Annotated in this window: 13 protein-coding genes; 9 read left to right on the top strand and 4 right to left on the bottom strand. The window is 66.6% G+C overall.

Annotated elements, in window-relative coordinates; genetic code table 11:
* The first annotated feature begins 531 nt into the window (after positions 1-531).
* The 3 genes from J5226_RS20645 (at position 532) to J5226_RS20635 (ending at position 6,217) form a co-directional block, all read left to right on the top strand.
* Complete coding sequence (locus tag J5226_RS20645) at positions 532-5,268, top strand: RHS repeat-associated core domain-containing protein (RefSeq protein WP_215836661.1); 4,737 nt, start codon at positions 532-534, stop codon at positions 5,266-5,268.
* Positions 5,269-5,306: 38 nt separating this feature from the next.
* Positions 5,307-5,714, top strand: coding sequence for a hypothetical protein (locus tag J5226_RS20640; RefSeq protein ID WP_215836660.1), 408 nt, complete (start codon positions 5,307-5,309; stop codon positions 5,712-5,714).
* Positions 5,715-5,917: 203 nt separating this feature from the next.
* On the top strand, positions 5,918-6,217 hold the full coding sequence (locus J5226_RS20635) for a hypothetical protein (RefSeq protein ID WP_215836659.1): 300 nt from the start codon (positions 5,918-5,920) through the stop codon (positions 6,215-6,217).
* Between the two features lie 212 nt (positions 6,218-6,429).
* Here J5226_RS20635 and J5226_RS20630 read toward each other — a convergent pair whose 3' ends face one another.
* Together J5226_RS20630 and parC are read right to left on the bottom strand one after the other, a co-directional pair.
* The gene (locus J5226_RS20630; protein WP_215836658.1) at positions 6,430-6,663 is read right to left on the bottom strand and encodes a hypothetical protein; all 234 of its coding nucleotides are present in this window, start codon (positions 6,661-6,663) and stop codon (positions 6,430-6,432) included.
* A 486-nt stretch (positions 6,664-7,149) separates the two neighbouring features.
* On the bottom strand, positions 7,150-9,393 hold the full coding sequence (parC, locus tag J5226_RS20625; RefSeq protein ID WP_215836657.1) for a DNA topoisomerase IV subunit A: 2,244 nt from the start codon (positions 9,391-9,393) through the stop codon (positions 7,150-7,152).
* 214 nt (positions 9,394-9,607) lie between these two features.
* On the opposite strand from parC, the gene J5226_RS20620 reads away from it, so the two are divergent.
* Entirely contained in the window at positions 9,608-10,450 is an 843-nt protein-coding gene (locus tag J5226_RS20620; protein ID WP_215836656.1) for a glutaminyl-peptide cyclotransferase, read from the top strand.
* A 12-nt stretch (positions 10,451-10,462) separates the two neighbouring features.
* Here the strand turns inward: J5226_RS20620 and J5226_RS20615 are convergent, their stop codons facing one another.
* Positions 10,463-11,032: a hypothetical protein gene (locus J5226_RS20615; RefSeq protein ID WP_215836655.1), complete on the bottom strand. Its 570-nt coding sequence runs from the start codon at positions 11,030-11,032 to the stop codon at positions 10,463-10,465.
* Between the two features lie 430 nt (positions 11,033-11,462).
* Here J5226_RS20615 and J5226_RS20610 point away from each other — a divergent pair, with 430 nt between their 5' ends.
* From J5226_RS20610 to J5226_RS20595, 4 genes are read left to right on the top strand one after another with little or no spacing between them, the layout of a single operon-like run.
* Positions 11,463-12,641: an efflux RND transporter periplasmic adaptor subunit gene (locus J5226_RS20610; RefSeq protein ID WP_215836654.1), complete on the top strand. Its 1,179-nt coding sequence runs from the start codon at positions 11,463-11,465 to the stop codon at positions 12,639-12,641.
* Positions 12,638-15,775, top strand: a complete 3,138-nt coding sequence (locus J5226_RS20605) for a multidrug efflux RND transporter permease subunit (RefSeq protein ID WP_215836653.1) — start codon at positions 12,638-12,640, stop codon at positions 15,773-15,775. The genes J5226_RS20610 and J5226_RS20605 overlap by 4 nt, the downstream gene beginning before the upstream one ends.
* A gap of 49 nt (positions 15,776-15,824) precedes the next feature.
* Positions 15,825-16,532: a heavy metal response regulator transcription factor gene (locus J5226_RS20600; protein WP_215836652.1), complete on the top strand. Its 708-nt coding sequence runs from the start codon at positions 15,825-15,827 to the stop codon at positions 16,530-16,532.
* Positions 16,529-17,938, top strand: coding sequence for a heavy metal sensor histidine kinase (locus tag J5226_RS20595; RefSeq protein ID WP_215836651.1), 1,410 nt, complete (start codon positions 16,529-16,531; stop codon positions 17,936-17,938). The genes J5226_RS20600 and J5226_RS20595 overlap by 4 nt, the downstream gene beginning before the upstream one ends.
* A 351-nt stretch (positions 17,939-18,289) precedes the next feature.
* Here J5226_RS20595 and rnk read toward each other — a convergent pair whose 3' ends face one another.
* Positions 18,290-18,727, bottom strand: coding sequence for a nucleoside diphosphate kinase regulator (rnk, locus tag J5226_RS20590; protein ID WP_215836650.1), 438 nt, complete (start codon positions 18,725-18,727; stop codon positions 18,290-18,292).
* Positions 18,728-19,083: 356 nt separating this feature from the next.
* Here rnk and J5226_RS20585 point away from each other — a divergent pair, with 356 nt between their 5' ends.
* Positions 19,084-19,665 (top strand): sigma-70 family RNA polymerase sigma factor, encoded by a 582-nt coding sequence (locus J5226_RS20585; RefSeq protein ID WP_215836649.1) that lies wholly within the window; start codon positions 19,084-19,086, stop codon positions 19,663-19,665.

Genomic DNA, 19,665 nt, shown 5'->3' with positions numbered 1-19,665 from the left:
TGTTGCGCGGGTTGGCGGAAATGGAATGGTTCGGCCCAGCGGTGTCGTTCGGGCAGGGTGGGCAAGGCGGTCTCGCCAGAGTCGGCAAGGCGGCGCCGACGGACCAGCAATTCGCATGCAGCGCGCAAATGCACAAATCATTACGTACCAAAACGGGCCGACCCGGTCAGTGCGTTCGATATCGGCCTAAGCGACTATTGCCAGAGAGATTGGCTTGGACAATCATGCTTGGGCTGCGTCACAAGGACTGAGTGGCCCGTCTCGCGCCAGACACGGATATGTCATATGCCGCATTCACCGCCTGCCGTTATCTACTCCGCTGCGAGATCGAGCGCGGCGCTCGGCATCGCTCAGCACCAGTTCCCGTCATTTGTTCCCGTCGAAGGCGGTCCTCCACGGTTCCCTGCGCGGCCCGCGGGCACTTCGTCGTTTGTTCGAACAATGTTCTTGACCGTACGAGGCGAACCGTTTCGCCCGCGCGGCCGTAGTCGTCTGAGCCCGGGCACCTGACTGCCCCACAAGGAGAACGTGATGTCCATGAGAAAAGGAATTTCAAATCGCGCTTTACCGCGCCGCCCGATGTTGGCCGTCCTCGCGGTCTGCGTCGCAGCAGCGCTCAGCACCAGCGCCCAAGCCCAGGAGGCCGGCACGCTTTGGACGACCAATTCGGTGCCCGCGCAACCTCAGCGCACCGAAGCGGGCATGCAGCAGGAAATCAAGACCTTCCTCTCCACGCTGACCGAAGGAGTGGAGCCCAAGATGCTGGTGACCAAGGCCGTCGTCTTCGGCAACCGGACGCTTTACAACTACGATTTCGAGCCGCTGCCGCCGGTCGTCGACCCGTGGATCTACAACGATTTCAGCACGTCGGGCGCGCCCGACGTCGGTTCCATCGAGGAACTCAAAGCGCAGATTACCGCGCGCTTCAATCAGGAAAGCACGGGGGAGGGCTGCCCAGCCGCCACGGCGATCCAGATCGCCCCGGATTGGGCCGAGCAAGCCTTGTGGGACGACAACAGAACCTCCACGCACGATTACGGCGAGTACACCGGGACGCGATCGGCATGGACCGGGAGCCAATGCGAAACGGTCTCCGTCAGCGGTTCCCTGACCCGCGTGCGTACCGTGGGCTGCCCGATTTCGGTGCTGTCTTGGAACGAGGAAAAGAAAGCTTGCGCCGGGCCGGATTTCCAGATCGTTTATGAAACCAAGCCGCTGCCCAAGAACGAGTGTCCGGTCAAGAACCCCTGCGATCCGACCACCGGCGACAAGTCCGAGCCCGCGCCCGACTTCGATCTGGGCTGGATCGCGTTCGAGCGCCATTTCCATTCGATGGCGTCGGCCGGGCGTACCGGCTTCGGCGTCGGCTGGACGCACTCGCACAATATCCAACTGGCCATGGGCACCGACCCGGCGGATTCGAATCAAACCTTCCAGATGGGTTTGATCGAAGCCGACGGCTCGCAGATTCCGTTCACCGCCGTGGGCGCGGCCTACGAGGCCGGCGACGGCAGCGGCAACCGCATCGTCGCTGACGGCGCCCAATGGTTGTTGTACCGTTCGGACCGGGTGCTGAGATTCAATGGCGACGGCCGTCTGGTGGAGCAGCGTCTGGAAGACGGCACTTCGCTGACGTATGGCTATGACGAGTCGCGGCGCCTGGCGACGATCACCCACAGCAGCGGCCGCGGCCTGGTGTTCGAATACGGCGCCGGCGGCGACAACGCGCCGATCCTGGCGATCCGTTCGGCCGGCGTCGCGCTCGCCAGCTACGCTTACACCGCGGGCGGGCAGGTCGGAACCGTCACCTATCCCGGTGGCGCGACCCGCACTTACCACTACGAGGATTCGCGCTATCCGCGCTTCCTGACCGGCGTGACCCGCGAAGATGGACAGCGTTACAGCACCTTCGCCTACGACGATAAGGCGCGGGTCGTATCCACTACGCATGCGGATGGCGCCGATTCGGCGACCTTGAGTTATCCCTCAAACGGCGGCTCCGTCGTGACGGACTCGCTGGGCAACGTTATGACGTATGGCTTGGACGCCGCCGGGGCGAGTGGCCTGCCGCGCAAGCTCAATGCCTTCACCGATGTGCGCGGGGTCTTCTCTCGTACGTTCCAGCCGGAATCCACGGACTTCCGTCGCCGCCTGAGCAGCACGACGGACCGGCGCGGCGTGCAGACGGTGCACAGCTACAGCGAGGCCAACGACCCGATCACCGGCCAGGCGGCGCGGACTCATACGGTCAAGGAAGCGGCCGGCCTCACCGACGAACGCATCAGCCAATCGCGCACCGACATCGTCAGCAACCGAGTGGTGCTGACCAGCGCGGGCAACCGGGAAACCCGCATTGTCCGCAACGTACGCCTGCAACCGGCCAGCATCGCCGTGCGCGACACCACGACCAACGAGGTGCGCACAACTACGTACGCTTACTGCGAGGCGGCCGATGTCGCCGCGGCCAACAGCACTTGCCCCACTTTGGGACTGCTGAAGTCCGTCGACGGCCCGCGCACCGACGTCAGCGACATCGTCAGCTACCAATACTTCGGCAGCGACGACAGCACCTGCGCCACGCAGCCCGCGCTGTGCACTTATCGCAAGGGCGACTTGCGCAAAGTCACCAACGCGCTCGGCCAGACCACCGAAATCCTCGGCTACGACCCGCTGGGCCGGCCGCTGTCGTCGCTGGACGCCAACGGCGTGGTCACCGATCTGGAATACGACGCGCGCGGCTTGTTGACGGCGACCAAGGTCCGCGGCGCCAACAACAGCGTCGAGACCGACGACCAGATCACCCTCATCGAGTACTGGCCGACTCAATTGGTGCGCAAAGTCACGCTGCCGGGCGGCGTCTACACTCGCTACGGCTACGATGCCGGGCACCGCCTGACCAGCATCACCGACAATGCCGGCAACACGCTGACCTACACCCTCGACAAGGACGGAAACCGCAAGCAAGAGGACATCAAGGCCGGCGGCACGACCCTGCGCAAGACCTTGTCGCGGGTCTACAACACGCTGAGCCGGTTGGAGTTCCTCAAGGACTCCGCGCAGAACGCCACCGGCTACCGCTACGATGCCAACGGCAACCCGGACCGCGTCACCGACGCGCTGGGCCGCAAGACCGACAACTTCTACGACCCGCTCAACCGCTTGAACCGCACCCTGCAGGACATCGACGGCCTCGCCGTCGAGACCAAGCTGCAGTACAACGCGCTCGACCAAGTCACCCAGGTCACCGATCCCAAGGGGCTGAACACGGTCTACGCGTACAACGGCTTCGGCGACCGCACTAAGCTGACCAGCCCGGACACCGGCGTCACCGACTACACCTACAACGCGGCCGGCTCGCTGGCGACCAAGAAGGACGCCAACGACGCCGTCGCCCATCGCTACACCTACGACGCGTTGAACCGTCCGAAGGCGGTCTTCTACACCGCCAGCGGCCCGGCCGATGTCGAGTACGACTACGACACCGCGCCCGGCGTCTGCGCCACCGGCGAAACCTTCGCCAAGGGCCGCCTCGCGGCGATGCGCACCGAAGGCACCGAGCTCAAGTACTGCTACGACCGCTTCGGCCGCGTGGTGCGCAAGGTACAGACGGTCGACAGCAAGAGCTTCGTCCTGCGTTACGCCTACAACATGGCCGGCCAGCTCTACACGACCACGTATCCCGACGGCACCACGGTCGATTACGTCCGCAACGCCCAGGGACGGATCAAGGAAGTCGGCGTGCGTCCTTACGGCGGCACCCGCGCAGTATTGTTGAACAATGCCGCTTACGAACCGTTCGGTCCGGTCACCGGTTGGACTTACGGCAACGGCCGTAACCTGAGCCGCACTTACGACCTCGACTACCGGCCCAAGACCGTGTTCGATCCGGCCAGCGGCGGCTTGTCGCTGGGCTACGGCTACAACACCGTCGGCGAACTGGTGGAGCTCAAGGACGGCTTGCTCAGCGCGAATCAAGCCAAGTACGACTACGACAGCCTCGGCCGACTGACGGTGACCCGCGACGGCGCCAGTTCGACCGCGTTGGACACCTATGGTTACGACAAGACCGGCAACCGCACGAGCCTGTTGCACGGCGGTATCACCGACACCTACGTCTATCCCGCCAACAGCCATCGCCTGAGCAGCGTCGCCGGCGTGGCGCGCGGTTACGACGCGGTCGGCAACACCACCAGCATCGGCGGCGCGGCCAGGGAGTTCGTCTACAACGCCAACGACCGGATGCAGCAGGTCAAGCAGGGCGGCGTGGTGACGATGGGCTATCGCTACAACGCCAAGGGCGAACGTGTTGCGGCGACGAACGGCGGGGTGGGGGCGGTTGGCGTCTATACGCTATACGACGAAGCCGGGCATTGGATCGGCGATTACGACGGTGCTGGGGCGCCGGTGCAGCAGGCGGTGTGGTTCGATAATGCGCCGGTGGGATTGGTGGTTGGCAGCGGTGTCGGGCAGTCGTTGAAGTATGTGCAGCCGGACCACTTGGGCGCGCCGCGGGGGGTAATTGATCCAAATCGTAACGTGGCTATCTGGCGATGGGATACTAAAAGTGAAGTTTTCGGCAGCGATGCGCCAGATCAAGATCCTGATCAGGATGGTGTCGAACTTATCTTCAATATGAGATTCGTGGGCCAAGCTTACGATCGTGCATCGGGACTCGTATACAACTACCTTCGGGACTACGATGCTGTTTCAGGGCGTTATGTTCAGGGCGATCCTCTGGATCTCGGTGGGGGGATTAACCGCTTTGCCTATGCCGAATCAAGTCCGCTTACCAGGATTGACCCATTCGGATTGATGGCGCAAGTCAGTTGGTTTGTCGATGACTCCGGGACCGAGGCTCCAAGAACATTTTATTACAGTGCGATTGCGTATGATCCGCCGCCTGGGGCTTTTGCGATTGCGACCCATGGTGTTTCAGGGACTAAATTTATACGTGGTCCCGGCCAAAAGCAGGTCTCCGCTCAAGAAGTCTGGGATTTGATTAAAGATAACTACAGGAAGGGTGGGTATAAGAAAATTCTCATCCTGGCGTGTGAGGCTGGCGTTCCGGATGCGGATGGAAAGAGTTTTCTTTCTGAGTTGGCCCGTGTTTCAGGCGAGGACGTAGAGGGGACGCGTTACATGGTTGGCTATCCGGAGGGCGGCAAGATCTTCATTGGCGACCCCGTCCCAGGTTCAATTCCGCCGAAGGCGACTCCTCGGCCGGGTGCTCAGTGGGAACTGTATCCGGGAAAGAAAAATAAGAAATAATTTTGAGGTTCGATGAACATTAACGGATGGAGGCTGCTATGAGATTTGTGACGAGCGTAGTGCTGATTGCGTTAGGTGTCTTACTGGGTGTTTCTATTGGTCAGGGGTATGCAGCCTCTCAGGGAGGCGGGCAATTAAGGGCAGCCTCCTGCGACGACACTAAGCTTGGTGAAATCGCTGATTTTGTTAAAAAGGACCCGGCTTCCAGCGCGCAGCTGAAGCGTGCCGTTGCCGGCGATGCGGAGGCTGCTCTGAATCTGGCCGTTATGTTCGGCAAGATCGATTTTGCGAAGATGATGTGCTTCGAGAGGATGGCGGCGGAGAACGGCGGAAAAGTGTCGCAGGACAACTACGGGAAGTACCTCCTGGAGTCTAAAGATCCCCTGGCGCAAGCGAGAGGCAAGTATTGGGTGGATAAATCCAAACGTCCCGGCAAGGGGGGCTGATTCAACGCTTGAAAGGCTCCGGAACGGGGCCTTTCTTTTATAGGGTCAGTCGCATGCGGATCTCGGCGTTGGGCCCGTTATCAGATGACTGGTCTTCGCGCAATTGAAGAACGCTTGGTGATAGGTTGTTATGTCTTTCGGGAGTTTGTTGGATTATTTATTGGGCTTGTGCGGGACGTGCTTTCTGATTGCGAGTGCAGAAAATGAAATACTTTGTCGGGGCTGTCGCCATTTCCTTGTCGCTGGCCGGCTGTGGAGTCGGATCCGCAGATGATTTCGCAGGGGAATGGAAGAGCACGGACTCATCCTTGGATAGCTCCATCGTTCTCGATAAGCGCAGGAAGTTTCGGCCGATGAATTTCCGGCCGATCTGGCTTGCTCTGCGAAAGTTGGCGGCTACATTGATGGGAACGGCAAGTGGGAATATCAGCCTGAAGGCGACAGGATTTTTCTGGTGTTCTCATCAATTGACAGCCCGAAATGCCAAACTCCATTTGGTGTGATGATCTTCGTGCGAGGCAAAGACGAACTGGCCGCCATGCGTGATGTTGACAGGCCGTCCGGTTCGATTATTTATCGGCGTGAAGCAACGAAGGGCGATTGAGTTGTCGCCCTCTGAGGCCCCGGCAACGGGGCCTTTTCCTGTTGGCGCTGATTGCGGCGTGCCGCGCAGTTCAGTGGTTACGACGCCTTGCCGGCTAGGGTGTTCAGTCGGTCAACTCGCGACCAGACTGCGCTCTATCTGCTGCGCCCACAGCCGAAACACGCGAGCGAGCGCGCGGCGCCGGGATTGTTCGGGTTTGCGCACGCCGGGAAGCGGTGTGGCGACGGGATCGATAGTGTCGGCGATACCCACCAGTTCATCGCGGAACTTCTGCAGTTCCAGGTAAGCATCCAGAGGCAGCACAACGCTGTCCGCGCGGCTGGCGGACGGGGATTTGCGTGGCATAAGCGGCGCTCCATTGCATGAGTCATGCGGCCCGCCTGCGAGGATTCGCAGGCGGGAAGTCGGGAGGCTAGAAACCGCACATACACGGCGGGCGTATTCCCCTTGCGGGTGTTGTATTAGCCGCCCTCCCGACGCATGACGCATACGCCGAGCGCGCCTGCGAAATCGCAGGCACAAAAAAACCACCAAGTCTTTCGGAGGTGGATACCGGTATGTGAGGAGTTTCTAGGCTCCGCGTGTAGGTTGCTTCCGCGCAAACGTCGTTGTCAATAGCTTCGCATCGATTATTTTCGATGTGCTGTATTTCTTGCGCAAAAAAGAAACGCCCCGCGATGCGGGGCGTTGTTTCGAGACTTCGATGTGTTCGTTGGAACGCCTGACGTCGTGGATAGATGCTCCCACCCGAGGGCGTCAGAGCAAGATCAAAATGGATTCCGGCTTTCGCCGGAATGACGGCTGGGGAGAGGCGCGGTGTGGCGGCGGCCCTTACTCGACCGCCAACCCTTCCACCTTCTGCCACCCCCGCGGCAACAACCCGCCACGAGTCGCCCGCGCACCCAGATACGTATCGAGATCCTTGAACGACAAACTCATCGTCCGCGCCCCCGACTTCACGCTCAGCGTCTGCCCCGGCGCCACCACCGCCACCGCGACCACGCGCTCGGTGCCGAGCTTGGCCTTCGGGATGTCGATGATCTTGTTGCCCTTGCCCTTATCGAGTTCCGGCAGTTCGGCCACCGGGAACGCGAGCAGGTGGCCGACGTTGGTCACCGCGACTACGCGGTCTTGATCGACGTCGCCGATCTGCGCCGGTTGCAGCACCTTGGCGTTCGGGGTCAGCGACAGCATCGCCTTGCCGGCCTTGTTGCGGCCGGTGAGGTTCTCGAAGCGGGTCACGAAACCGTAGCCATGACTGCTGCCGAGCACGAAGCGCATGTCGTTGTCGCCCGCGGCCAACGCCTGGAACGAAGCGCCCGCGGCGGGGGAGAACCGACCCGTCAACGGCTCGCCGTTGCCGCGCGCCGACGGCAGGCTGTGGATCAGCGTCGAATACGCGCGCCCGGTCGAATCCAGGAACGCGACCTGCTGGGTGCTGCGGCCGCGCGCGGCGGCGAGCAGGCTGTCGCCTTCGCGGTAGCTCAGCGTGGCGGCGTCGATGTCGTGGCCCTTGGCCGCGCGCACCCAGCCCTTTTCGCTGACCACCACGGTCATCGGTTCGCTGGCGACCAGTTCGGTTTCCGACAGCGCTTGCGCGGCGACGCGCGAGACCAGCGGCGAGCGGCGGGCGTCGCCGAATTTCTTGGCGTCGGCCAGCAGTTCGTCCTTGATCAGCTTCTTGAGCTTGGTCTTGCTGGCGAGGGTGGCGATCAGTTGCTCGCGCTCCTTCTCCAACTCGGCCTGCTCGCCGCGGATCTTCATCTCTTCCAGCCGCGCCAGCTGCCGCAGGCGGGTTTCCAGGATGTAGTCGGTTTGTTCCTCGCTGAGGTCGAAGCGCTTCATCAGCACCGGACGCGGTTCGTCCTCGGTGCGGATGATGCGGATGACTTCGTCGAGGTTGAGGAACGCGACCAGCAAGCCCTGCAACAAGTGCAGGCGGCGCTCGACCTTCTCCAGCCGGTGGTTCAAGCGGCGGGTGACGGTGTCGGCGCGGAAGCTCAGCCATTCGCTCAGGAACGCCTTCAGGCCCTTGACCTGCGGGCGGCCGTCGAGGCCGATGACGTTGAAGTTGACGCGGAAGCTGCGTTCCAGGTCGGTGGTCGCGAACAGATGGCCCATCAGCTGATCGGCGTCGACGCGGTTGGAGCGCGGCACCAGCACGATGCGGGTCGGGTTGGCGTGGTCGGACTCGTCGCGGATGTCTTCCAGCCACGGCAGCTTCTTGGCCCGCATCTGCGCGGCGATCTGCTCGATCACCTTGCTCGGCGAAGTCTGGTAGGGCAGCGCGGTGATGACCAGGTTGCTGCCGTCCTTCTCGAACACGGCGCGGGCGCGCACGCTGCCCAGGCCGGTTTCGTACATCTGCAGCAGGTCGGCGCGCGGGGTGATGATCTCGGCCGTGGTCGGGTAGTCCGGGCCGAGCACGTGCTCGCACAGATCGCGCGTGGTCGCGTCGGGATCGTCGAGCAGACGCACGCAGGCGCTGACCACTTCGTTCAAATTGTGCGGCGGCACGTCGGTGGCCATGCCGACCGCGATGCCGGTGGTGCCGTTGAGCAGCAGGTGCGGCAGCCGCGCCGGCATCCAGGTCGGTTCGTCCAGGGTGCCGTCGAAGTTCGGCGTCCAGTCGACCGTGCCCTGGCCGAGCTCGCCCAGCAGCACTTCGGCGATCGGGGTCAGCTTGGACTCGGTGTAACGCATCGCCGCGAACGACTTGGGATCGTCGGTGGAACCGAAGTTGCCCTGGCCTTCGACCAGCGGGTAGCGGTAGGAGAACGGCTGCGCCATCAACACCATCGCTTCGTAGCAGGCGCTGTCGCCGTGCGGATGGTATTTGCCGATCACGTCGCCCACGGTGCGCGCCGACTTCTTCGGCTTGGACTGGGCGTTCAGGCCCAGCTCGCTCATGGCGTAGACGATGCGGCGCTGGACCGGCTTGAGGCCGTCGCCCAGGAACGGCAGGGCGCGGTCCAGGACCACGTACATCGAGTAGTCCAGGTAGGCGCGTTCGGCGTATTCGCGCAGCGGGATCTGTTCGAAGCCGTGGAACGCCGTACGTACGGAATCTGTCATCTGAAACTGGCAACCGGGTGGGGCAGAGCCCCGGATTCTACCCGGGGACAGGTCGCACGGGGTGCGACGGGGGCGGGGCGGGCCTTCAGGTTCGGCGCGTTCGCCGAGGTTCGGCGCGGCTCGGCGCGAGGCGTCGCGCCCCGGCGCATCGCCGCCGGCCGGTCCGGCGGCCGCGCCGCGCGCTATTCTGGCGGCCGGTTTCAGGAACCCGCCCATGCCCCAGCGCCGCCCGTCCTCGCGTCCGCTCGCTCTCGCCGCGCTCGGCGCCGCCTTTGCCAGCGCCGTTCTCGCCAGCGCCTGCGCGCCGACCCCGGCCGCGCCGCACGCGGCGGCCACGCCGGTCTATTCCTACAAAGTGATCGCGCGCCACCCGCACGATCCGCAGGCCTTCACCCAGGGGCTGATCTGGAAGGACGGCTATCTGTACGAGAGCACCGGCCTCAACGGCCAGTCCTCGGTGCGCAAGGTCGAACTCGCCAGCGGCCGGGTGCTGCAACGCACGGCGCTGCCGAACGACGTGTTCGGCGAAGGCATGACCGACCGCGGCGAACAGTTGCTGGTGCTGAGCTGGACCAACGGCGCCGGCTACGTGCTCAACCGCGCCGATTTCTCCTTCGCCGGCACCTTCCGCTATCCCGGCGAAGGTTGGGGCCTGACCCGTTCGGCCGACACGCTGTATATGAGCGACGGCACCGCGCAGATCCGCCTGCTCGATCCGGCCACGCTGCGCGAGCGCTCGCGCATCCAGGTCAGCGACCACGGCCGCGCGGTCGATCAGCTCAACGAGTTGGAGTGGGTCAAGGGCGAGATCTACGCCAACGTCTGGCAGACCGACCGCATCGCCCGCATCGATCCCAAGACCGGGCAGGTGCGCGCCTGGATCGATCTGTCCGGCCTGCTGCGCCAACACGGCAGCGGCACCCGCGGCGCCGACGTGCTCAACGGCATCGCCTACGACGCGGCCGGCGACCGTTTGTTCGTGACCGGCAAGCTGTGGCCGGACCTGTTCCAGATCGAACTGGTGCCGCCGGCCAAGGCCGCCGCCGGCAAGCGCTGAGCCGCGCGCGGCCTAGACGCCGCGCAGCCCGCCGTTCTCGCGCACGTACACCGCGCCGGCGAAGCGCGGGTGCGCGGCTTCCACGTCCTGCAGGAAGCGGTGCTCGACCGCGAAGAAATGCAGCATCGAATTCCACGGCTGCGCCAGCAGCTCGACCCGGCCGTCGCGGAAGAAGCAGATATCGTCCGCGCACAGCTCGGCGTCGTTGCAGTTCCAGTGGTTGAACACGGTGCGGCCGAGCAGGTAAGCGGTGTAGGCGTTGAACTCGCACACCTGCAAGTCGTAGCGCTGGCCGTCGATGGCGTGGCCCGGCATCGCCTCGGCCGCCTCGAGCTCGAGCGCGCGGGCGATGCCGCTGCGCAGGAAATCCTCGCTGCCCGCGCCGACGCGGATGCCGAACCCGAAACCGAAGCCGATCCGGTCGTAGCGCCCGGCCAGCACCGGCGCGAGCGCGCGCCAGGTCGCGTCGGGCAAGCGCGCCCACGCGCTCAGACGGCCGTCGGAGGCGAAGGCCGCGTCGAGGATCAACGCGGCATCGACCTTCCAGGCCGGAGCCGGAGCGGGCGAGGACGGAGGGTTCATGCGCGGCCGGTCGCTTCCTGATTGGCGGGAGCGCCAATGTTAGCAACGTAGTGAAGAGGAACGAGGAACGAGTCGTTGTGACTCGTTGCTCGTTCTTCTTCGCTCGTTTTCGCGTCGTTCCGTCGGCGCTGGCCGCTGCGTGGCCGGACATCGAGCTCCCGCCGCGAGCCGCCGCGACAACCCAGCCGCCGCCACTCGTTCCTCGTTCCTCTTCACTCGTTCCTGCCTTCCGGCCGCCCCGCTAGGCCGAAAGTCACGCCGCCCCACATGACACCAACTGTCGAATTTGTCAGCCCGACGACAGCGTGGCGTAGGCGCCGCGCTCCTAGAGTTTCGCCGTGGCCCGCGTCCTCCCCTCGCGGGCCGCGGGCGGCGCTTTTCTCCAAGGGCGCCGCTCTCCTCATTCCGCTCCGCCGTCAAGGATGCCGTCATGCCGGATTCCGCCGTTTCCGTTCCGTCCTCGCGGCTGCGCAAACGCGCGCTGGCCGCGGCCGGTCTCGTGGTCGTCGCCGGCGCCGGGCTGGCGCTGGGCGATTGGAGCGACAGCCGCGGCGCCGCGCCGCCGGCCGCGCCGCCGCCGGTGCCGGTGGTCACCGCCCAGGTCGAACGCCGCGACGTGCCGCATTGGCAGGACACCATCGGCACGGTCACCGCGCTCAACCGCGCGACCTTGCGCACCCAAGTCGACGGCGTGCTCACCGACGTGCTGTTCCACGAAGGCCAGACCGTGCAGCGCGGCCAGCTGCTCGCACGCATCGACGACCGCGCGATCCGCGCCGGCCTCGACGGCGCGCAGGCGCGGCGGGCGCGCGACGCGGCCCAGCTGAGCGCGGCGCAATCGGACCTGACCCGCTTCCGCCAGCTCTCCGGCGGCCAATTGATCGCGCGGCAGATGCTCGACCAACAAGCCGCTTCGGTGCAGCAGTTGCAGGCCACCGCGCAGGACAACCAAGCCTCGATCGACGCCGCGCGCGTGCAACTGTCCTACACCCGCATCCTTTCGCCGATCGACGGGCGGGTCGGCCTGCGCAAGGTCGACCCCGGCAACGTGGTGCGCGCCAGCGACGCCGACGGCTTGGTTACGGTCGAACAAGTCGATCCGATCTCGGTGGTGTTCGCGCTGTCGCAAGACCAGCTGCCGAACCTGCGCCAGGCCACGGCCGGCGGCGCGGTCGCGGTGCAGGCGCTGGACCGCGACGCCGGCCGCTTGCTGGCCGAAGGCGAGCTCAAAGTGATCGACAACCGCATCGACGAAGCCACCGGCACGGTGCGCCTGCGCGCGGTGTTCGCCAACGCCGGCGACCGGCTGTGGCCGGGCCAGTTGGTCAGCGTGCGCGTGCGCACCGGCCGCGATGCCGGCGCGCTCACCGTCGCCAGCGAAGCGGTGCAGCGCGGGGTCGAGGGCAGCTTCGTCTACAAGGTCGGCGCCGACAGCAAGGTCGCGGCGGTGCCGGTGAAAGTGGGCTATCAGGATTCGGCTCTGGCGGTGATCGCGGCCGAGGCCGGCGCGCTCAAGCCCGGCGACACCGTGGTCCGCGACGGCCAATCGCGGCTCAAGCCGGGCGCCGCGGTGGCGTCGGCGCGGCCGCGCGCGACGGTGCTGCGATGAGCGGCGGGTCCGCGCCCCTGGCCTCGCGCTTGTCGGTGTCGGGCTGGTTCGTGCGCCATCCGGTGGCGACGGTCTTGCTGACCGCCGCGGTGGTGCTGCTCGGCGTATTCGCGCAGCCGCGGCTGCCGGTGGCGCCGTTGCCGCAGGCGGATTTTCCGACCTTGCGCATCCTCGCCGACCTGCCCGGCGCGAGCCCGGAGACGATGGCCTCGGCGGTGGCGACGCCGCTGGAAACCCAGCTCACCGCGGTGCCCGGCGTGGCCGAGATGACCTCGTCCAGCGCGCTCGGCCAGACCACGATCACCTTGCAGTTCGTGCTCGAAAAGAACATCGACAGCGCGGTGCAGGAAGTGCAGGCCGCGCTCAACGCCGCGCAGAGCCAACTGCCGGCGGACATGCCCGCGCCGCCGCGCTGGTTCAAGGTCAATCCGGCCGATTCGCCGATCCTGGTGATCGGCATGAGCGCGCCGCAGTTGCCGCTGACGCAGCTGAGCGATCTGGCCGAGACCGCGCTGGCGCGCAATCTGACTCAGATCGACGGCGTCGGCGAGGTCTACGTGGTCGGCCAGCAGCGTCCGGCGATCCGCATCCAGGCCGCGCCCGAGCGACTGGCCGCGCTCGGCCTGACCTTGGCCGACCTGCGCCAAGCCGCGCGCAACGCCAGCGTCAATCAAGCCAAGGGCGCGCTGGTCGGCGAGCGGCGCATGAGCACGCTCGACGCCAACGATCAATTGTTCGACCCGCGCGAGTACGAAAAACTGGTGGTGGCCTATCGCGATGGCGCGCCGGTGCGCTTGGGCGACGTCGCCAAGATCGGCCTCGGCGCGGAGAACGATTACGTCGCGTCCTGGCCCAACGGCGAGCCCGGCGTGTCGCTGATCGTGTTCCGCCAGCCCGGCGCCAACATCATCAAGACCACCGACGGCGTGCTGGCCGCGTTGCCGACGCTGCAACGCTCGCTGCCGGCGACGGTGCGGGTGGAGGTGCTCAACGACCGCACCCGCACCATCCGCGCTTCGCTGCACGAAGTCGAGATCACGCTCGGCCTGACCGTGATCCTGGTGGTGCTGGTGATGGGGCTGTTCCTGCGCCAACTGTCGGCGACGATGATCGTCGGCGCGGTGCTGGTGGTCGCGCTGGTGGCCACGTTCGCGGCGATGTACGCGCTGGGCTACAGCCTCAACAACCTGACCCTGGTGGCGCTGGTGATCGCGGTCGGCTTCGTGGTCGACGACGCCATCGTCGTGGTCGAGAACATCCACCGCCACCGCGAGGCCGGGCTGGGTCCGGTCGAGGCCGCGCTCAAGGGGGCGGGCGAGATCGGCTTCACCGTGGTCTCGATCAGCCTGTCGCTGATCGCCGCCTTCATCCCGCTGCTGTTCATGGGCGGCGTGGTCGGCCGCTTGTTCGCCGAATTCGCGATGACGGTGACGGTGGCGATCCTGATCTCCATCGTCGCCTCGCTGACCCTGGCGCCGATGATGGCGGCGCAGCTGATGCGCAAGCCGCTGCGGCCTGCGCACGGCCGCGACAGCTTCTCCGACCGCTTGCTGCGCCGGTACGACCGCAGCCTGCAATGGGCCTTGAACCATCAGCGCAGCGTGCTCGCCGGTTTCGCCGTCACCGTCGCCATCGCGGTCGCCGGCTACGCGTGGATTCCCAAGGGGTTCTTCCCGTCGCAGGACACCGCGTTCGTGTTCGCCACCACCGAGGCGGCACAAGACATCTCTTACGACGAAATGGTCGCCAAGCACCGGCAACTGGCGAAGATCGCCGCCGAAGACCCGGCGCTGCTGGCCTACAACCACTCCGTCGGCGCCACCGGCGGCAGCCCGAGCATGAGCAACGGCCGCATGTGGTTCACGCTGAAGGACCGCGGCGACCGCGACGTGTCGGCCGATCAGTTCATCGACCGCATGCGCGCCAAGCTCGCCGCGGTGCCGGGGATCGCGATCTACATGCGCTCGGCGCAGGACATCAACCTCGGCGTCGGCCCGGCGCGCACCCAGTACCAATACGCGCTGCGCAGCCAGGACAGCCGCGAACTGTCGGTGTGGGCCGAGCGGCTGACCGCGAAACTGCGCGAATCGGCGCTGCTGCGGGACGTGTCCAACGATCAGCAGATCGGCGCCAGCGTCACCCGCCTGAGCATCGACCGCACCGCCGCGGCGCGCTTCGGCCTGAGCGCGGCGGATATCGATCAAGCCCTGTACGACGCCTTCGGCCAGCGCCAGATCAACCAGTTCCAGACCGAAACCAACCAGTACAAAGTGATTCTGGAAATCGATCCGCGCCTGCGCGGCAAGGCCGAATCGCTGGCGTATTTCCATCTGCGCTCGCCGCTGACCGGGCAGATGGTGCCGCTGTCGGCGGTGGCGCGGCTGGAGCCGCCGGACACCGGCTCGCTGGCGATCAACCACAACGGCCTGCTGCCGGCGGTGACGATTTCCTTCAACCTCGCGCCCGGCGTCGCGCTCGGGCAGGCCGTGGACGCGGTCGCGCAAGTCGGGCGCGAGATCGGCCTGCCGGCCGCGGTGAGCGGCAATTTCCAGGGCACCGCGCAAGCCTTCCGCGATTCGCTGGCGACCCAGCCGCTGCTGATCCTGGCCGCGCTGCTGGCGGTCTACATCATCCTCGGCGTGCTCTACGAGAGCTTCGTGCATCCGCTGACGATCCTGTCGACGCTGCCCTCGGCCGGCATCGGCGCGGTGCTGATGCTGTGGCTGTGGAAGCTGGATTTCTCGATCATGGCCTTGATCGGCATCGTGCTGCTGATCGGCATCGTCAAGAAGAACGGCATCTTGCTGGTCGATTTCGCCCTCGACGCGCAGCGCCAGCGCGGCCTGAGCCCGCGCGAGGCGATCCACGAGGCTTGCCTGATCCGCTTCCGGCCCATCGCGATGACCACGCTGGCGGCGCTGCTCGGCGCGATCCCGCTGATGCTCGGCTTCGGCACCGGCTCGGAACTGCGCCAGCCGCTGGGCGTGGCGGTGGTCGGCGGCTTGCTGATCAGCCAGGTGCTGACGCTTTACAGCACGCCGGTGGTGTACCTGACCCTGGACCGGCTGTTCCTGCGCGGCCGCCGCGAGCGCCGCCGGGCGCCGGCGCCCGCCGCGCAGCCCGCGGCCGCCTGAGCGGAGTTAGGATGTCGGCACGACCCGCAATCGCCAAACGCCCATCGCCATGAAGCTGTTGATCGTCGAAGACGAAGCCAAGACCGCCGACTACCTGCGCGACGGGCTGGCTGAGCAAGGCTGGAGCGTGGACGTGGCGCGCGAGGGCAACACCGGCCTGCATCTGGCGCGCGAGTTCGACTACGACGTGATCGTGCTCGACGTGATGCTGCCCGGGCTCGACGGTTTCAGCGTGCTGCGCGAGCTGCGCCTGCGCAAGCAGACGCCGGTGATCATGCTGACCGCGCGCGACCGCATCGACGACCGCGTGCACGGCCTCGGCGCCGGCGCCGACGACTATCTGGTCAAGCCGTTCTCCTTCATCGAACTGCTCGCGCGCCTGCAGGCGCTGGTGCGGCGCGGGCGCCAGCAGGAGCCGACCGAGCTGAGCATCGGCGACCTGCAGATCAACCTGATCGCGCGCCGCGCGTTCCGCGACGGCAACCGCCTGGACCTGACCGGCAAGGAGTTCGCCTTGCTCGCGCTGTTGGCGCAGCGCCGCGGCCAGATCCTGTCGAAGACGGTGATCGCCGCGCAGGTGTGGGACATCAACTTCGACAGCAACACCAACGTGGTGGAAGTGGCGATCAAGCGCCTGCGCGCCAAGATCGACGGCCCGTTCCGCAGCAAGCTGCTGCACACCGTGCGCGGCATGGGCTATGTGCTGGAGACGCGCGAGGACGAAGACGAGGCGGCGAGCGGGAGAGCCGGCGCATGAAATCCTGGCGCGAATTGGCGATCGCCCATCGGCTGGCGGCGATGTTCGCCGGCGCGGCGTTGCTGGTGTTCGCGCTGGTCGGCGGGATTCTGTATCAGCTGCTGGAGAATCAGGTCGCCCGCTACCAGCACGCGGAACTGGAAACCAAGCTGCATTACGTCGCCAACAGCGTCGCGGTCTGCGACCTGCGCGAGCGTTGGTACAAAGTCGAGGACAAGGTCGAAGGCCTGACCTCCAGCGACCGCAGCACGCGGATTTGGGCGTGGAGCGACGATCATGCGTTCCGCATCGGCGCGGGCGCGCCCAAAGTCGAGGCGGCGCGGACCAAGGCCGATCACGGCATGGGCACGCTGTGGTTGCCCGACAGTCAGGCGCCGTACCGCGTGCTCGAGGACGTGGTGCCGGGCAAGGGCGAGCGTCCGGCGGTGCGGGTGTGGATCGGCATGGATTCGCAGCCTTACCGCGCGGTGCTGCGCAGCTTCGCGCTGGCGCTGTTCGCGCTGGGCATCGTCGGCACGGTGATGGTGGCGCTGCTGGGGCATTGGATCGCGCGGGTCGGCTTGCGCCCGCTCGCGCGCTTGTCGGCCGAGGCGCAGCGGCTGAGCCCGAGCAAGCTCTCGCAGCGCCTGCAGCCGACCGACCTGCCGCCGGAACTGGGCCGCCTGACCGGCGCGTTCAACGGCGCGCTCGACCGCCTGGAGACCGCCTACACCCGTCTGGACGCGTTCAACGCCGACGTCGCCCACGAATTGCGCACGCCGCTGACCAATCTGATGGGCCAGACCCAGGTCGCGCTGCAACGCCCGCGCGATGCGCAGCGGCTCACCGACGTGCTGACCTCGAACCTGGAAGAACTCGAGCGCATGCGCGGCATCGTCAACGACATGCTGTTCCTGTCGCGCGCGGGGCAGGGCGACATCGCGCTGGACCGGGTCTGCGTGCCGCTCGCCGCGGAAGTGGCCAAGACCGGCGAATTCCTCGAATTCCTGCTCGAAGAAGCGGGCATGCGGCTGCGCATCGACGGCGCCGCAGAGGCCTGGATCGATACCTCGCTGTTCCGCCGGGCGATGACCAACCTGCTGCACAACGCGGTCCAGCACGCCGCGCCGGGCTCGGAGATCGTGGTGGAAGTGCGCGGCGGCGAGGGCGCGGCCGGCGACTGCGGCAACGGTGCCAGCGTGGCGGTGCGCAACGTCGGCAAGTGCGTGGAGCCGCAGCATCTGGCGCGGATGTTCGACCGTTTCTACCGGGTCGACGCGGCGCGCGAGCATCGCGGCGAGCGCCATCACGGCTTGGGCTTGTCGATCGTCAAGGCGATCGCGTCGCTACACGGCGGCAGCGTGTTCGCGGCCAGCGGCGATGGGCAGACGACGGTCGGCTTCAGTCTGGCGCCGCCGGCTGCGTAGTTGCGGCCCGCGTGTAGGAGCGGCGTAAGCCGCGACAGCCCGAGGCGACGCGGCTCCGCTTTGCTTCCCCAAACCCCGACTCCCACCCCCGTCGTTCCGGCGAAAGCCGGAATCCATTTTGCCCTTGCCGTTGCTCTCATCGTCGTAAGAGAGAAAGCAACATCAAAATGGATTCCGGCTTTCGCCGGAATGACGGGTAGGGGAGCTTTCGCTGGAATTGCGAGCGCGAGGTTCGCGCCGGAACGGCGACGGAAGACTAAGCGCTTCGGGAGATCGCGGCAGGGCTGCGTCGCTTCGTCGGATCGCGGCTCACGCCGCTCCTACCCACGAAACGCGACCCCGCGTCCGGCTTCAGCGATGCAGATCGCCCGCCGCTTCGGGCTGATACCGCAGCCCCAGCACGCGCAGCGACACATGCCGTCCGCCCGGCAGCGGCCATTGGATGCTCGCGCCCACGCGCAGGCCGAGCAGGGCGCTGCCGACCGGGGCCAGGATCGAGATGCGTTGCGCGCCGCCGTCGGCGTCGCGCGGGTAGACCAGCGCGGCTTCGCGCTCTTCGCCGGTGCTTTCGTCGGCGAAGCGGATCACCGAATTCATCGTGATCACATCGCCCGGCATCTGCGCGGGTTCGCGCAGTTCGGCGCGTTCGAGTTCGCGGCGCAGGCCGCTGGTGTCCAGGCCGGCGGTCTGCGGGGTGTCCAACAGTTCTTCCAAACGTTCGCAATCCAGGCGCGAAACGATCAGGGGCGGCGGCAGGCCGGCGGGGTGGGGCAGGTGGCGCTCGTTCATCGTGGGCTCCAAAGCAAGAGCGGGCGGCGCTTACGGCGCCGCCCGCGTTGGGGTGTGCCGGGACCATAGCCCGCGGCCGCGCGCGCAGCAAGCCGCGCGGCGCATCCGCACGCCGCCGCGGTCCGTATCCCCGACAACGCCCCGGGCCGCGCCCGCGACCGAGTCCGCGCATGCCGTTTCCGCCCATCGCCATCGCCCGCCGGCCCTCGCCGCCGCTTCGGCCGCGCGCGGCGAGGGATGCGGGCGATCCCGCCGGGCCCCCTCCGCCGCCGCGCGCAGGTTTGCCGAATCGGCCCGCGCGCTGGCTAAAATCCCCGCATTCGCGCGCCGAGCCGGCGCGCACTTTCGAGGCGCAGATGACCGAAATCACGGCCACGCAGTCCGCATTCCCCGACGCCGCCGACGACCCCACCGCCGAATTGCTCGGCGCGATCGCGCGCGGCGACCGCGCCGCGTTCGAGCGGCTGTATCGCGACACCTCCTCGCGCCTGTTCGGCGTGTGCTTGCGCGTGCTGCCCGAGCGCGCCGAGGCCGAGGACGTGCTGCAAGAGGTCTACGCCACGGTCTGGCGCAAGGCCGGCCAGTTCGACGCCGGCCGCGCCAGCGCCGCGGTGTGGCTGGCGATGATCGCGCGCAACAAGGCCATCGACCGCCTGCGCGCGCTGCCGTCGCTGCGGCGCGCGCCGCTGGAGCTGATGGACGAGATCGCCGACGCCGCGCCGACGCCGTCGGCGCGCGCGGAGAGCGAGGACGACCGCGAACGCCTGCGCCGCTGCCTGGACGAACTCGACGCGCGCCGGCGCGGCCTGATCCGCACCGCGTTCTTCGACGGCTGTACCTACGAGGAACTGGCCCAGCGCACCGGCTCGCCGCTGGGCAGCGTCAAGAGCTGGATCCGGCGCGGGCTGATCCAACTGCGCGCGTGCCTGGAGCGCTGA

The organism is Lysobacter sp. K5869, assembly GCF_018847975.1.
In the GTDB taxonomy this organism is placed as follows: Bacteria; Pseudomonadota; Gammaproteobacteria; order Xanthomonadales; family Xanthomonadaceae; genus Lysobacter.
The sequence above is the reverse complement of the archived record's forward strand: the minus strand, read 5'-3'. Positions and strand labels throughout refer to the sequence as shown.

Bases quoted from the DNA above. Each gene is read 5' to 3' on its own strand.
- J5226_RS20645 (WP_215836661.1), top strand. From the start codon at position 532: ATGTCCATGAGAAAAGGAATTTCAAATCGCGCTTTACCGCGCCGCCCG.
- J5226_RS20640 (WP_215836660.1), top strand. From the start codon at position 5,307: ATGAGATTTGTGACGAGCGTAGTGCTGATTGCGTTAGGTGTCTTACTG.
- J5226_RS20635 (WP_215836659.1), top strand. From the start codon at position 5,918: ATGAAATACTTTGTCGGGGCTGTCGCCATTTCCTTGTCGCTGGCCGGC.
- J5226_RS20630 (WP_215836658.1), bottom strand. From the start codon at position 6,663: ATGCCACGCAAATCCCCGTCCGCCAGCCGCGCGGACAGCGTTGTGCTG.
- parC (WP_215836657.1), bottom strand. From the start codon at position 9,393: ATGACAGATTCCGTACGTACGGCGTTCCACGGCTTCGAACAGATCCCG.
- J5226_RS20620 (WP_215836656.1), top strand. From the start codon at position 9,608: ATGCCCCAGCGCCGCCCGTCCTCGCGTCCGCTCGCTCTCGCCGCGCTC.
- J5226_RS20615 (WP_215836655.1), bottom strand. From the start codon at position 11,032: ATGAACCCTCCGTCCTCGCCCGCTCCGGCTCCGGCCTGGAAGGTCGAT.
- J5226_RS20610 (WP_215836654.1), top strand. From the start codon at position 11,463: ATGCCGGATTCCGCCGTTTCCGTTCCGTCCTCGCGGCTGCGCAAACGC.
- J5226_RS20605 (WP_215836653.1), top strand. From the start codon at position 12,638: ATGAGCGGCGGGTCCGCGCCCCTGGCCTCGCGCTTGTCGGTGTCGGGC.
- J5226_RS20600 (WP_215836652.1), top strand. From the start codon at position 15,825: ATGAAGCTGTTGATCGTCGAAGACGAAGCCAAGACCGCCGACTACCTG.
- J5226_RS20595 (WP_215836651.1), top strand. From the start codon at position 16,529: ATGAAATCCTGGCGCGAATTGGCGATCGCCCATCGGCTGGCGGCGATG.
- rnk (WP_215836650.1), bottom strand. From the start codon at position 18,727: ATGAACGAGCGCCACCTGCCCCACCCCGCCGGCCTGCCGCCGCCCCTG.
- J5226_RS20585 (WP_215836649.1), top strand. From the start codon at position 19,084: ATGACCGAAATCACGGCCACGCAGTCCGCATTCCCCGACGCCGCCGAC.